Origin of the sequence: Pseudomonas sp. 18.1.10, assembly GCF_024655625.1 — a bacterium.
Classification (GTDB): Bacteria; Pseudomonadota; Gammaproteobacteria; order Pseudomonadales; family Pseudomonadaceae; genus Aquipseudomonas.
In genome coordinates, this window is record NZ_JANLGL010000037.1 from 1 (window position 1) to 13,507 (window position 13,507).

Annotated in this window: 13 protein-coding genes; 10 read left to right on the forward strand and 3 right to left on the reverse strand. The window is 63.0% G+C overall.

Annotated elements, in window-relative coordinates:
• Positions 1 to 86 precede the first annotated feature (86 nt).
• Positions 87 to 2,840, reverse strand: coding sequence for a response regulator (locus NUV89_RS09180; protein ID WP_257781030.1), 2,754 nt, complete (start codon positions 2,838 to 2,840; stop codon positions 87 to 89).
• Between the two features lie 205 nt (positions 2,841 to 3,045).
• On the opposite strand from NUV89_RS09180, the gene NUV89_RS09185 reads away from it, so the two are divergent.
• Positions 3,046 to 3,774 (forward strand): response regulator transcription factor, encoded by a 729-nt coding sequence (locus tag NUV89_RS09185; protein ID WP_257781031.1) that lies wholly within the window; start codon positions 3,046 to 3,048, stop codon positions 3,772 to 3,774.
• Entirely contained in the window at positions 3,761 to 5,131 is a 1,371-nt protein-coding gene (locus tag NUV89_RS09190; protein WP_257781032.1) for a sensor histidine kinase, read from the forward strand. The genes NUV89_RS09185 and NUV89_RS09190 overlap by 14 nt, the downstream gene beginning before the upstream one ends.
• 3 nt (positions 5,132 to 5,134) lie before the next feature.
• Here the strand turns inward: NUV89_RS09190 and NUV89_RS09195 are convergent, their stop codons facing one another.
• Entirely contained in the window at positions 5,135 to 5,650 is a 516-nt protein-coding gene (locus tag NUV89_RS09195) for a DUF2062 domain-containing protein (RefSeq protein ID WP_257781033.1), read from the reverse strand.
• A 135-nt stretch (positions 5,651 to 5,785) separates the two neighbouring features.
• Between NUV89_RS09195 and NUV89_RS09200 the strand changes: the two genes are divergently transcribed.
• Genes NUV89_RS09200 through murB form a run of 8 tightly spaced genes read left to right on the forward strand, consistent with a single transcriptional unit; the run spans position 5,786 to position 12,606 of the window.
• The gene (locus NUV89_RS09200) at positions 5,786 to 8,038 is read left to right on the forward strand and encodes a ComEC/Rec2 family competence protein (RefSeq protein WP_257781034.1); all 2,253 of its coding nucleotides are present in this window, start codon (positions 5,786 to 5,788) and stop codon (positions 8,036 to 8,038) included.
• Between the two features lie 47 nt (positions 8,039 to 8,085).
• Positions 8,086 to 8,721, forward strand: coding sequence for a MotA/TolQ/ExbB proton channel family protein (locus NUV89_RS09205; RefSeq protein ID WP_017736032.1), 636 nt, complete (start codon positions 8,086 to 8,088; stop codon positions 8,719 to 8,721).
• On the forward strand, positions 8,718 to 9,146 hold the full coding sequence (locus NUV89_RS09210; RefSeq protein ID WP_257781035.1) for a biopolymer transporter ExbD: 429 nt from the start codon (positions 8,718 to 8,720) through the stop codon (positions 9,144 to 9,146). The genes NUV89_RS09205 and NUV89_RS09210 overlap by 4 nt, the downstream gene beginning before the upstream one ends.
• Positions 9,146 to 10,156 (forward strand): tetraacyldisaccharide 4'-kinase, encoded by a 1,011-nt coding sequence (gene lpxK, locus NUV89_RS09215; RefSeq protein ID WP_257781036.1) that lies wholly within the window; start codon positions 9,146 to 9,148, stop codon positions 10,154 to 10,156. The genes NUV89_RS09210 and lpxK overlap by 1 nt, the downstream gene beginning before the upstream one ends.
• Before the next feature lie 23 nt (positions 10,157 to 10,179).
• Positions 10,180 to 10,365 (forward strand): Trm112 family protein, encoded by a 186-nt coding sequence (locus NUV89_RS09220; protein ID WP_017736029.1) that lies wholly within the window; start codon positions 10,180 to 10,182, stop codon positions 10,363 to 10,365.
• Complete coding sequence (gene kdsB / locus NUV89_RS09225; protein WP_257781037.1) at positions 10,362 to 11,126, forward strand: 3-deoxy-manno-octulosonate cytidylyltransferase; 765 nt, start codon at positions 10,362 to 10,364, stop codon at positions 11,124 to 11,126. Before NUV89_RS09220 ends, kdsB begins: the two co-directional genes overlap by 4 nt.
• Entirely contained in the window at positions 11,126 to 11,590 is a 465-nt protein-coding gene (locus NUV89_RS09230) for a low molecular weight protein-tyrosine-phosphatase (RefSeq protein ID WP_257781038.1), read from the forward strand. The genes kdsB and NUV89_RS09230 overlap by 1 nt, the downstream gene beginning before the upstream one ends.
• Entirely contained in the window at positions 11,587 to 12,606 is a 1,020-nt protein-coding gene (gene murB, locus NUV89_RS09235) for a UDP-N-acetylmuramate dehydrogenase (protein WP_257781039.1), read from the forward strand. The genes NUV89_RS09230 and murB overlap by 4 nt, the downstream gene beginning before the upstream one ends.
• Positions 12,607 to 12,667: 61 nt before the next feature.
• Here murB and NUV89_RS09240 read toward each other — a convergent pair whose 3' ends face one another.
• Entirely contained in the window at positions 12,668 to 13,339 is a 672-nt protein-coding gene (locus NUV89_RS09240) for a Bax inhibitor-1/YccA family protein (protein ID WP_003174664.1), read from the reverse strand.
• Positions 13,340 to 13,507: the final 168 nt, after the last annotated feature.

Sequence of the window (13,507 nt, forward strand, 5' to 3'; positions counted from 1 at the left end):
ACGGAGTGTCAGTCACCTTTACTTCGACTGATCCACCGCTTTCGCGAGCAAGCCCGCTCCCACACAAGCCCCCCTAAAACGTTTCGTCAGGCGCTAACCCGCGCCTCACTGGCCAGCCGAGCAATGGCCATGTCCAGTTCGTCCAGCGCATTCATGGCCTTGGCATCGTCCTGCTTGAGCAGGGTCTCCGCGCGCTGGCAGGCGGCGCGCAGTTGCGGCACGCCACAATAGCGGGTGGCGCCGTGCAGGCGGTGGACGCGTTCGATCAGGGCGTGGTGGTCTTTGGCTTCGCGGGCGACGGTGATGGCCAGGCGGTCGGCTTCCAGCGAGGCCAGCAACATGGCCAGCATGTCGGCGGCCAGGTCGGTCTTGCCGGCGGCCAGGCGCAGGCCTTCTTCGTGGTCCAGCACCAGCAAGCGCACGGCTGGGGCCAGGCCTTCGGTGGCGCGTTCGGGCGCCTGGTTGCGCAGGGCCAGGCCGGTCCATTTGAGCACCACCTGGGCCAGTTGCCGCTCGCTGATGGGCTTGGTCAGGTAGTCGTCCATGCCGCTTTGCAGCAGCGCGCGTTTTTCGTTGGCCATGGCGTGGGCGGTGAGGGCGACCACCGGCAATGGCGTGCCGTGGCGTTCGCTTTCCCACTGGCGGATCGCTTCGGTGCTCTGGCGACCGTCCATGCCGGGCATTTGCACGTCCATCAACACCAGGTCGAAGGTTTCCTGCTTGACCGCGTCGATGGCGGCGAAACCACTTTCGACCGCCTGGACCTTGGCGCCCATGTCTTCCAGCAGGGTTTGCACCAGCAGCAGGTTGGCCGGGTTGTCGTCCACGCACAGCACTCGCGGCGCACGGCTGGACAGCGGCTCGCCGGGGTCGCTGCGCGAGGGGCGCGGGCTGATGAGGTCGGTGAGGGCGCGACGCAACTTGCGCGTGCAGGCCGGCTTGGCCTGCAACTGGCTGTTGGGGTTGGGCACCGATTGGGTGAATAGCATCTGTTCGGTGGTCGGGCACAGCACCAGCACCTTGCAGCCCAGGTGCTCGAGGTCCCACAGGTGCTGGTTGAGACGCTCCGGGGGAATGTCGTTGGCGGTGATGCCGAGCACCGCCAGGTCGATGGCCTGTTCGGTCTGGTGCGCGCTGGTAATGCCGTTGGTCAGGCTTTCCAGGCTGTTGAACGGGGTGACTTCCAGGCCGCAGTCTTCCAACTGGTGTTGCAGGGCCTGGCGCGCCAGTTCGTGGTTCTCCAGCACGGCCACGCGGCGCCCGAGCAGCGGCGCCGAGGGCAGGTCGTCAAGGTCATCGCGGGTCTTGGGCAGGTTCAGGCTGATCCAGAATTCCGAGCCTTCGCCCGGCGTGCTATCGACACCGATCTCACCGCCCATCTGCTCGATCAAACGCTTGGAAATCACCAGGCCCAGCCCAGTGCCGCCGGGCTGGCGCGACAGTGAGTTATCGGCTTGGCTGAACGCCTGGAACAGCGCGCGCACATCCTGGCTGGACAGGCCGATACCCGTGTCCTGCACGCTGATGCGCAACTGCACGCTGTCTTCCTGCTCGTCCTCGATCATCGCACGGGCGACGATGGTGCCTTCGCGGGTGAACTTGATCGCGTTGCTGATGAGGTTGGTCAGGATCTGCTTGAGGCGCAGCGGGTCACCCACCAGTGCCAGCGGGGTGTCGCGGTAGACCAGGCTGACCAGTTCCAGCTGCTTGGCGTGGGCGGCAGGGGCGAGGATGGTCAGGGTGTCTTGCAGCAGGTCGCGCAGGTTGAAGGGCACGCTGTCGAGGACCAGCTTGCCGGCCTCGATCTTCGAAAAATCAAGGATTTCGTTGATGATGCCCAGCAGGTTGTCCGCGGACTTTTCGATGGTGCTCAGGTAATCCAACTGGCGCGGCGACAGCTCGCTTTTTTGCAGCAGGTGGGTGAAGCCAAGGATGCCGTTGAGCGGGGTGCGGATTTCATGGCTCATATTGGCCAGGAACTCCGACTTGATGCGGCTGGCCTCCAGGGCTTCCTTGCGCGCCAGGTCCAGCTCGATGTTCTGGATCTCGATGGTTTCCAGGTTCTGGCGCACGTCTTCGGTGGCCTGGTCGATGCTGTGCTGCAGCTCTTCCTGAGCGTTTTGCAGGGTTTCGGCCATGCGATTGATGCCCGAGGCGAGCTGGTCCAATTCCTGGCTGCCCAGCGGCGGCAGGCGGGTTTCCAGGTTGCCGTCCTTGAGTTGGGCCACGGCTTGTTTGATCTGGCCAATCGGCGAAGTGATCGTGCGGCTGATGCGCAACGCCAGGGTGGCTGTGCCGATCAGGCCGATGGCGATCAGCAGCAGGCTGGCAAACAGGCTGCGATAGCCGCGCAGCAACATGCCGTTGTGGGACAGTTCGACTTCGACCCAGCCCAGCAGGCGGTCGGCTTCGTCGGGGATCAACTCGCCCGCGAGGTTGCGATGGCGGCCAAACACCGGCAGCAGATAACGGGTGGCGTCGTTGCCGGTGCGTTGCAGCAGATGGGAGCTGTTGCCGGCAGGGGGCTGGTTGAGCATGGTCGGGCCGGCGTGGGCCAGGGGCGTGCGGTCGGGGCCGAGGAACGACACGGCGCGCACGTCCGGCTGCTCCAGGGACTGGGTGGCGATGCGCTCCAGCAGGTCGGCGTTCTTCGCGCTCAAGGCCGGCGCCACCAGCGGTGCCAGTTGCTCGGCGATCATCTCGCCGCGTTGCAGCAATTGGCTTTGTAATTCCGACAGTTGCATCCAGGTGAAGTAGCCCCCCAACAACAGGGCCATCAGGCTGGTCGGCAATAAGGTCAGCAACAGTACGCGGCCTTTTATCCCCATTCTTCTAAGCACGCCACTCTCCTGCTACCACACTGTTATCAATGAACCACGCAAGCATCCGGGCCGCGCCACCTGCGCAGTGTAGCCATTTGCGCGTCCTGGAATCTTGCAAATTAATGACAGGCGGCAATCTTCGAGCCATTGGCGGCCTGATGGCGATTGCCTGTGACGGGTTAATCTTGAATAATCAGCCATTGAGAATGACTTGCAGACGCTAATGAATCCCGCAGTAGTTGGCCTACCCAGTATCCTGACCATCGAAGATGACCCTGTGCTGGGCGCCTATGTCCACGAGCATCTGGGGCGTTGCGGCTTCCAGGTCACCTGGTGCCAGAACGGCCAGCAAGGCCTGCAGATGGCCCGCGACCAGGCGTTCGATGTGGTGTTGATGGATATCCTGCTGCCGGGGATGGATGGTTTGTCGATCCTCACGCATTTGCGCCAGAGCCATTCGATCCCGGTCATCCTGATGTCGGCCCTGGGGGCGGAAGCCGACCGTATCAGCGGTTTTCGCCTGGGGGCCGACGACTACCTGCCCAAGCCATTCAGCATGATCGAATTGCGCGTGCGCATCGAAGCCATCCTGCGCCGCGTCGCCCTCGACCGCCGCCCGTTGCCGAGCCTTGCGCCGTTGCGCGACGACCTGCGCCCCCTGCGTTTCGACGATGAACTGTGTGATGTGTTCTACCAGGAACAGTGGGCCGGGCTGACCCGCAGCGAATACCGCTTGCTGGAAACCCTGCACCGCAATGGCGAAGAAGTCCTCAGCAAAGCCTTCCTTTATCAGCATGTGTTGCAGCGCGGTTATGCCCCCCACGACCGCAGCCTGGACATGCACATCAGCCAGATCCGCCGCAAGCTCAAGGCCGTCGGCTACAGCGAACGGGAAGTGCGCACGGTGTGGGGCAAGGGCTACGTGTTGAGCGGTGCCGATGAGGTTCTTTGAACGCCCGTTGACGCGGCTGCCGGGCAAGCATTCGTTATTCTGGAAGCTGGCGTGCCTGTTGATCGCCTTCTGTTTGCTGATGATCTGGCTCAGTTGGTCCTGGGGCCGGTACATGGAGCAGAAAAACCAGTACCTCTCCGACGAAGCGCGGATCACCTTGAGTGGCTACGCCGTGAGTGCCGAGCAGGCCTGGAATCGCGGCGGCCATGCCGGTGTTGACGCCTGGCTGCAAGCGATGGGCAAGCGCGAACGCACCTGGATCGGCGTGATTGGCAATGACCTGCAGTCGTTGAGCAGCTATCCACTGACCGACAAGGAAAGCCAGCGCCTCACCGCTCTGCGCGGGCTCGACTGGCCCGTCAGCCGCCACGTGCACGGCCTGCCGTGGTTGAAAATCCCCTTTCCAGTGGACCCGTCGGCGGGCTCCCTGGTGATCGAGTTGCCACAACGCTTCATGCCGGGGCGCTATCAGCTGTTCTGGCGGGTGGTGACCAATGGCGTGATCCCCGGCCTGTTTACCCTGTTGTTGTGTATTGGCTTGTATCGATTGCTGATTATGCCCCTCAATCAATTGCGCGAGCAGGCCAACGCCTGGCGCGCCGATCAGTTGCATACGCGGCTGTCCCACGCGGCGATCAGCCGCCAGGATGAGTTGGGCGAGCTGGGTCGCGCCTTTGACCATATGTCCGAGCGCCTGCAAGGCACGGTGGTGTTGCAGCAGCAGTTGTTGCGGGACATGTCCCACGAGTTACGCACGCCCTTGAGCCGCTTGCGGGTGGCCTGTGACAGTGAACAGGACCTGGCGCAACTGCGTGAGCGCCTGGGCCGCGAGATCGACGCCATGCAACGCCTGGTGGAGGACAGTCTGCAGCTCGCCTGGCTGGATACCGAACGCGCACCGCTGCCCCAGGAAGACATCCAGTTACAGGCGTTGTGGGACATGTTGCGGGAGAACGCGTGTTTCGAAAGCGATTGGCCGGCATCGCGCCTGCCGTGCCTGTTGGAGGCTGATTGCTGGGTGCGTGGCAACTTGAACGCCTTGGCCCAGGCCCTGGAAAACATTGTGCGCAACGCCATTCGCCATTCTCCCGCCGACGGTGTGGTCAGCCTGGATGGGCGGCGTGAGGGCGACTACTGGCACCTGTGGCTGGAGGATCAGGGGGGCGGCATCGCGGAACAGGACCTAGAGCGGATCTTTGCGCCGTTCACTCGCCTGGACGGCTCGCGCCCCGGCGACGGCGGCTTTGGCCTCGGCTTGAGCATCGCGCGCAATGCCGTGCAACGCCAGGACGGCAGCCTGTGGGCGCAAAACACCGGGCTTGGCCTGCGGGTGCACCTGCGCTTGCGGGCACGCTAGGCCTCAAGCGCGCCGTTGTTTGCGTTTCTTCCATTGGTGGGCCACCCACCAGCGCCAGTACAGCATGGTCAGGCAATAGGCCAGGGCGCCCAACACCAACCCCAGCACCACTGAACCCAGCAGGAACGGCTGCCACAAGGTGCTCAGCTGGCCGCTGATCCACTCCCAGGTCAGGTCGTCCGGCAGGCTGCGCGGCGGCACATTCATCAGCCAGGCGCCGGTCAGGTAGGTGCAGAAAAACACCACCGGCATGGTGATCGGGTTGGTCAGCCACACCAGGCTGACGGCGATGGGCATATTGCCGCGCACCGTGATGGCCAGCACGGCCGCCAACAGCATTTGCAAGGGGATCGGGATAAATGCCGCGAACAAACCCACGGCCATGGCCCGTGCCACCGAGTGCCGATTCAGGTGCCAGAGGTTGGGGTCGTGCAGCAAGGTGCCGAGGAATCGTAAGGACTTGTGTTCCCTGATACTGGTCGGGTCGGGCATGTAGCGTTTGAATAAGCGCCGGGGCATAAGGGGTCCAGGTCAGTTCGAGGGGCAAGTATGCCCGCATTCTATAAACAGAAAATTCAGACTTTGTGACAAAACATCATAGGCCGTGCCCTGCGTCCGGCTAAGACTGAATGGATCACTTGAAAGGGATGATCCATGAGAGCAGGGATGTTCGCGTTTGCGCTGGGGCTGCTGGCCTTGCGCTATTTGCCGGCATTGCCTCCTGTCGGCTGGCTGCTGGCCATGCCGGTGGCGGCGTTGATGCTGTTGCCGTTTCGCACCTATAGGCTGGCGTTCTTCCTGCTGGGCTTGAGTTGGGCGTGCCTGAGTGCGCAGTGGGCGCTGGATGATCGGTTGCTGCCAGCACTGGACGGGCAGACGCGTTGGTTGGAGGGGCGCGTTGTCGGGTTGCCGCAGCAGACGGGCAGCGGTGTGCGTTTCGAACTGGCCGACAGCCGGTCGCGCAATGCCCGCTTGCCCAAGCGTATCCAGGTGTCCTGGCACGGCGGGCCGCCCGTGCGCAGCGGTGAACGCTGGCGCCTGGCGGTCAGCCTCAAGCGGCCCTCCGGGTTGCTCAACTTTCATGGGTTTGACCGCGAAGCCTGGTTGCTGGCCCAACGCATTGGCGCCACCGGCTCGGTAAAGGACGGCGTACGCCTTACGCCGGCGCGCAATGCCTGGCGCGACACCGTGCGCCAGCGCCTGCTGGCCGTGGATGCCCAGGGGCGTGAAGCGGCGGTGGCCGCCCTGGTGCTGGGCGACGGCTCCGGGCTGGCAACCCAGGATTGGCGGGTGTTACAGGCCACCGGCACGGTGCATCTGCTGGTGATTTCCGGCCAGCACATTGGCTTGCTCTCGGGCCTGATCTACGGGCTGATCGCCGGGATGGCCCGCTACGGCTGCTGGCCGCGAACCTTGCCTTGGCTGCCGTGGGCCTGTGGCCTGGCCTTCGCCGCTGCGTTGGGTTACGGCTTGCTGGCGGGGTTCGGCGTGCCGGTGCAGCGCGCCTGCGTGATGGTCGGGCTGGTGCTTTTGTGGCGTTTGCGGTTTCGGCACCTGGGGGTGTGGTGGCCGTTGTTGCTCGCGCTCAACGGGGTGTTGGTGCTTGAACCGTTGGCCAGTCTGCAAGTGGGGTTCTGGTTGTCGTTCGCGGCGGTTGCCGTGCTGGTGCTGGCGTTTAGCGGGCGTTTGGGGGCGTGGAGTGTCTGGTACGTGTGGACCCGTCCGCAGTGGCTGATTGCTATCGGTTTGTTACCGATATTGTTGGTGCTGGGTTTGCCCATCAGCCTCAGCGCGCCGTTGGCCAACCTATTCGCGGTGCCGTGGATCAGCCTGGTGGCGTTGCCGTTAGCCCTGCTGGGCACCGCGCTGTTGCCGGTGCCATGGCTGGGCGAGGGGCTGTTGTGGTTGGCGGGCGGTGCGCTTGATGGGCTGTTCAAAGGCCTTGAACTGTTGGCCGGGCTAGTGCCGGCGTGGGTCCCCGGCGAAGTTCCCTTGGGGTACTGGCTTGTCAGCCTGTTGGGCGCGGTGTTGCTACTGCTGCCCAAAGGCCTGCCATTTCGGTTGCTGGGCTGGCCGATGCTGCTGTTGGCGGTGTTCCCGCCCAGGGAGCCGGTGCCCCATGGCCAGGTGGACGTGTTGCAACTGGATGTGGGGCAGGGCCAGGCGTTGATCCTGCGTACCCGCCACCACACCTTGCTGTACGACGCGGGCCCGCGTTCGGGGGCGGCCGACCTGGGCGCGCAAGTGGTGTTGCCCGCGTTGAAAAAGCTCGGGGTAGGGCAGCTGGACCTGATGCTGCTCAGCCATGCGGACGCCGATCACGCTGGCGGCGCGGCGGCGGTGGCTCGCGGGCTGGCCGTCCGGCGAGTGGTGGGTGGCGAGACCGAAGGGTTGCCGGCGTTTCTCGGCACCCAGCCCTGCGTGAGCGGTGAACGCTGGGCGTGGGATGGCGTGGTGTTTGAACTCTGGCAGTGGCCTGATGCTGTTGAAGGCAATGCGAAGTCCTGCGTGTTGCAGGTCCAGGCCAGTGGCGAGCGCCTGTTGCTGACCGGTGATATCGACCGCGCCGCCGAAAAGGCCTTGCTCGCATCGCCCCTGGCGGTACCGACCGATTGGCTGCAAGCGCCCCATCATGGCAGTCGCAGTTCTTCGTCCTGGCCCTTTGTGCAGCGGCTTTCGCCCAAGTCGGTGCTGATTTCCCGTGGCCGGGGCAATGGGTTTGGTCATCCCCACCGGCAAGTGATAGAGCGGTACCAGGCGCTCGGCAGCCGGATCTACGACAGCGCCGAACAAGGCGCCGTGCGCCTGCAATTGGGTGCCTTCGCGCCACCGGTTGTTGCGCGCAGTCAACGTCGCTTCTGGCGCGAAGCGTTACCCTCGGCGCCTGTGGTCGGCGAACCCCGCTGACGTACCGATATGGTAAAGTGGCGCACTTTTTCGAGGGGACATTCACTGTGTGGGAATTGGTCAAATCCGGCGGCTGGATGATGTTGCCGATCATCATGAGTTCTATCGCCGCACTCGGCATCGTTGCCGAACGCCTGTGGACCCTGCGCGCCAGTCGCGTCACCCCCGAACATCTGCTGGGGCAGGTCTGGGGCTGGATCAAAAGCAAGCAGCTCGACAAGGAAAAGCTCAAGGAACTGCGCGCCAATTCGCCCCTGGGTGAGATCCTCGCCGCTGGGTTGGCCAACTCCAAGCATGGTCGCGAGATCATGAAAGAGTGCATCGAAGAGGCCGCTGCCCGGGTCATTCATGAACTGGAGCGCTATATCAATGCCCTCGGCACCATCGCCGCCATGGCGCCATTGCTCGGTTTGCTGGGCACCGTACTCGGCATGATCGACATCTTCAGCTCGTTCATGGGCTCGGGCATGACCACCAACGCCGCCGTGCTGGCCGGTGGTATTTCCAAGGCGTTGATCACCACTGCTGCCGGCTTGATGGTCGGTATTCCTTCGGTGTTTTTCCACCGTTTCCTGCAACGGCGCATCGATGAGTTGGTGGTGGGCATGGAGCAGGAAGCCATCAAGCTGGTGGAAGTGGTGCAGGGCGACCGTGATGTGGACCTGGTTGAGGGCAGAGCGTGAAATTTCGCCGCAAGCAACGGGAAAACGTTGATATCAACCTCGCGTCGTTGATCGACGTGGTGTTTATCCTGCTGCTGTTTTTTGTCGTCACCACCACCTTCACCCGGCAAACCGAGCTGCGCGTCGATTTACCGGAGGCGGTCAGCGGCTCGCCGGCAGAAGACCAGCAGGTCAAGCAACTGGACATCGCCATCAATGCCGAAGGGGTGTTTTCGGTGAATAACCAGGTACTGGCGAAGAACGACCTCGCCAGCCTGATGGACGCCTTGCAGAAAGAGTCCGGCGGCGACACCAAGATGCCGCTGTCCATCAGTGCCGATGGCAAGACCCAGCATCAGGCCGTGGTCACGGCGATGGATGCGGCCGGCAAGCTCGGTTTCAGCCATCTGCGCATGACCACTGTCGAGGCGGCGAGCCAACCCTGATGGCCATGTCTGATCGTTTACTCAAGGCCTGGTATGAAGGGCACCCGGCACTCACGTTGCTGCGCCCGCTGGAGGCGCTGTATCGCCGGGTCGTGCAGGGCAAGCGCGCGCGCTTCCTGGCGGGTGAGGGCCCGATCTACCAAGCACCCGTGCCGGTGGTGGTGGTTGGCAATATCACGGTGGGTGGCACCGGCAAGACGCCGTTGATCCTGTGGTTGATCGAGCACTGCCGCCGCAGCGGGTTGCGGGTGGGCGTGGTCAGCCGTGGTTATGGCGCCAAGCCGCCGCAGTTGCCGTGGCGGGTCGAAGCCAGTCACAGCGCTGATGTGGCAGGCGATGAGCCGTTGCTGATCGTGCAGCGGTGCGGCGTGCCGCTGATGATCGACCCCGACCGCAGCCGCGCCGTCCAGGCCTTGCTGGCCAGTGAAACCCTGGACCTGATCCTGTCCGATGACGGCCTGCAACACTATCGCCTGGCCCGCGACCTTGAACTGGTGCTAATCGACGCTGCGCGTGGTCTCGGCAACCGCCGTTGCCTGCCGGCCGGTCCGTTGCGCGAGCCGGTGGAGCGTCTGCAAAGCGTGGATGCGCTGCTCTATAACGGCGGCGCCGCCGATTGCGAAGATGGCTTTGCCTTTCGCCTGCAACCCACGGCGTTGGTCAACCTGAAAACCGGCGAGCGCCAACCGGTCGCGCATTTTCCGGCGGGCCAGCAGGTGCACGCGGTCGCGGGTATCGGTAACCCGCAACGTTTCTTCAACACCCTTGAAACGCTACACTGGCAGGCGATACCCCATGCGTTTGCCGACCATGCGCCCTACAGCGCAGAGGTCTTGAATTTTACGCCGTCATTGCCGCTGGTCATGACCGAGAAGGACGCGGTGAAGTGCCGCGCCTTTGCCCAGCCCGACTGGTGGTACCTTGCGGTGGATGCGGTGCCGTCGCCGGCGTTCGTCGCCTGGTTCGACACGCAGCTGATGCGCCTGTTGCCCGCCCGTCTCTTGCCTTAACTGCTTCTTTCCAGGAAACACTCATGGACACCAAATTGCTCGACATCCTCGCTTGCCCGATCTGCAAAGGCCCGCTCAAGCTCAGCGCCGACAAAACCGAGCTAATCAGCAAAGGCGCCGGCCTGGCTTATCCGATCCGTGATGGCATCCCGGTCATGCTGGAAAGCGAAGCCCGCACCCTGACTTCCGATGAGCGCCTGGATAAATGACCACCGCCTTTACCGTTGTCATTCCTTCGCGTTTTGCCTCGACACGCCTGCCGGGCAAGCCGCTGCAATTGATCGGCAACAAGCCGATGATCCAGCTGGTGTGGGAACAGGCCTGTAAAAGCAGCGCTCAACGAGTCGTGGTCGCCACCGATGACCCGCGCATCATCGCTGCCTGCCAAGGCTTTGGCGCCGAAGCGGTGCTGACCCGCGAAGACCACAACTCCGGCACCGATCGCCTGGCCGAAGTGGCCACGCAGCTGGGCCTGGCCGACGATGCCATCGTGGTGAACGTACAAGGCGATGAACCGCTGATCCCGCCAAGCGTCATCGACCAGGTGGCCGCCAACCTCGCGGCCCACGGCGAAGCGCGCATGGCGACGCTGGCTGAGCCAATCGAAGACATCAACACCCTGTTCAACCCGAACGTGGTGAAAGTGGTCAGCGACATCAATGGCCTGGCGCTGACGTTCAGCCGCTCGACCCTGCCCTGGGCGCGCGACGCGTTTGCCAAACAGCCAGACGTGTTGCCGGAAGGCGTGCCGTACCGCCGCCACATCGGCATCTACGCCTACCGTGCCGGGTTCCTGCATGACTTCGTCAGCTGGGGCCCGTGCTGGCTGGAAAACACCGAATCCCTGGAACAACTGCGTGCCCTGTGGCACGGCGTGCGTATCCACGTGGGCGATGCCCTGGAAGCGCCGCCTGCGGGTGTGGATACGCCGGAAGACCTTGAGCGCGTCCGTCGCCTGCTGGGGGCGTGATGGAAGTCCTGTTTGTCTGCCTGGGCAACATCTGCCGCTCGCCAACGGCCGAAGGTGTGTTGCGCCATAAATTGCGCGACGCGGGGCTGGCAGGGCAGGTCGAGGTCGCGTCCGCCGGCACGGGGGACTGGCATGTCGGCAACCCACCGGACCAGCGCAGCCAGCGCGCGGCGTTGGCGCGCGGTTACGACTTGTCGGCGCAGCGTGCGCAACAGGTCAGCCGTGCCGACTTTGCGCGCTACGATCTGATCCTGGCCATGGACCACAGCAACCTGCGTAACCTGAAGGCCCTGCAGCCGGCGCAGTGCAAGGCACAGCTGGACTTGTTCCTGCGCCGTTATGACGCTGAGGTTGACGAGGTGCCAGACCCTTACTACGAAGGCGAACAGGGTTTCGAGCGGGTCCTGGACCTGATCGAGCAAGCCTGTGATTTATTGGTGATCGAAATCAAGGGGCGGCTATGACCTTGCAAGTGCTCTCGCAGGTATCCCTCAAGCCCTTCAACAGCTTTGGCATCGACGTACGTGCCCAACTGTTTGCCGAAGCCCATAGCGACGCGGACGTCCGTGAAGCCTTGGCCTACGCGGTTGCGCAAGCGCTGCCGCTGCTGGTGATCGGCGGCGGCAGCAATTTGTTGCTGACTCGGGACATTGCTGCGCTGGTGCTGCGCATGGCCACCCAGGGTATCCGGGTGCTGCACGATGACGGCAAGTCTGTGGTGGTCGAAGCGGAAGCAGGCGAAGCCTGGCACCCGTTTGTGTTGTGGACTCTGGAACAAGGTTTTTGCGGCCTGGAAAACCTCAGTCTCATCCCTGGCACCGTTGGCGCGGCACCGATGCAAAATATCGGCGCCTATGGCGTCGAGATCAAGGACGTATTCGCCGGCCTCACCGCCCTGGATCGCCACACTGGCGAACTGCGGGATTTCAGCCTGGAAGAATGCAACTTCGCCTACCGCGACAGCCTGTTCAAGCACGAAACCGGGCGCTGGTTGATCCTGCGTGTGCGTTTCGCCTTGAGCCGCACCAGCCACCTCAAGCTTGACTACGGCCCGGTGCAGCAGCGCCTGGCGGGGCAGGGGATCACGGAGGCGACGCCGAGCGATGTGAGCCGCGCCATTTGCAGCATCCGCCGCGAAAAACTGCCAGACCCGGCAGAACTGGGGAATGCCGGCAGCTTCTTCAAGAACCCGTTGGTATCCCAGGTGCTCGCAGCCGAGCTGCAGGCGTTGTACCCAGACCTGGTGGCTTACCCGCAGGCCGATGGCCAAATGAAACTCGCCGCCGGTTGGCTGATCGACAAGGCCGGCTGGAAGGGCTTCAGGGACGGTGATGCCGGCGTACACGCGCTGCAAGCGCTGGTGCTGGTCAACTATGGTGCTGCCACCGGGCACGATATTGCGGACCTGGCGCTGCGTATCCAGCGAGACATTGCTGAGCGTTTCAAGGTCGAGCTGGAAATGGAGCCCAACCAGTACTGATCCCTTGAATACAAAAAAGCCCCGTATCTTTCGATACGGGGCTTTTTTTTGCGTTACTGGATCAGTCGTCGCGGCTCATGATGCCGAAAATCTGCAACAGGCTGATAAACAGGTTGTAGATCGACACATACAGGCTGACAGTCGCCATGATGTAGTTACGCTCACCGCCGTGGATGATAGCGCTGGTCTGGAACAGGATGCACACGGAGGAGAACAGCACAAAACCCGCGCTGATCGCCAGTTGCAGGCCGCTGATCTGGAAGAACATGCCTGCAACCACCGCCGCCAGCAACACGAAGAAACCCGCGGTGATGAAACCGCCGAGGAAGCTCATGTCTTTACGGGTAATCAGCACGTAGGCCGACAGGCCACCAAACACCAGGGCCGTCATGGCAAACGCCGAACTGACCACTTCCGCACCGCCGGCCATGCCGAGGTAACGGTTAAGGATCGGGCCGAGGATAAAACCCATGAAACCGGTCAAGGCAAACGCCGACACCAGGCCCCAGGCCGAGTCACGCAGCTTGTTGGTCAGGAAGAACAGACCGTAGAAGCCGATCAACACGACAAAGATATTCGGATAGCCAACGCGCATCTGCTGCGCCACGAACGCCATCACGCCGCTGAATGCGAGGGTAAGGGCGAGCAAGCCGTATGTGTTGCGCAACACGCGGCTGACTTCAAGCTGCTCAGCCTGCGCGTTGCCATTCACTGCGTAATTCTGTTCGCGCATGGCGACACTCCTTCAGTTTTGAAACGTTCAGTCGCAAAGATCATAACAGACGCTCTGTAACAAGCGATGCCGAGAGTTTGACAGTGTGTTTCATTCGGGTATTATGGCGCCCGCTGAGACAGGATGGTCTACTCTAATCCTGTGATGCAAAAGGGAAATTGGCAGAGT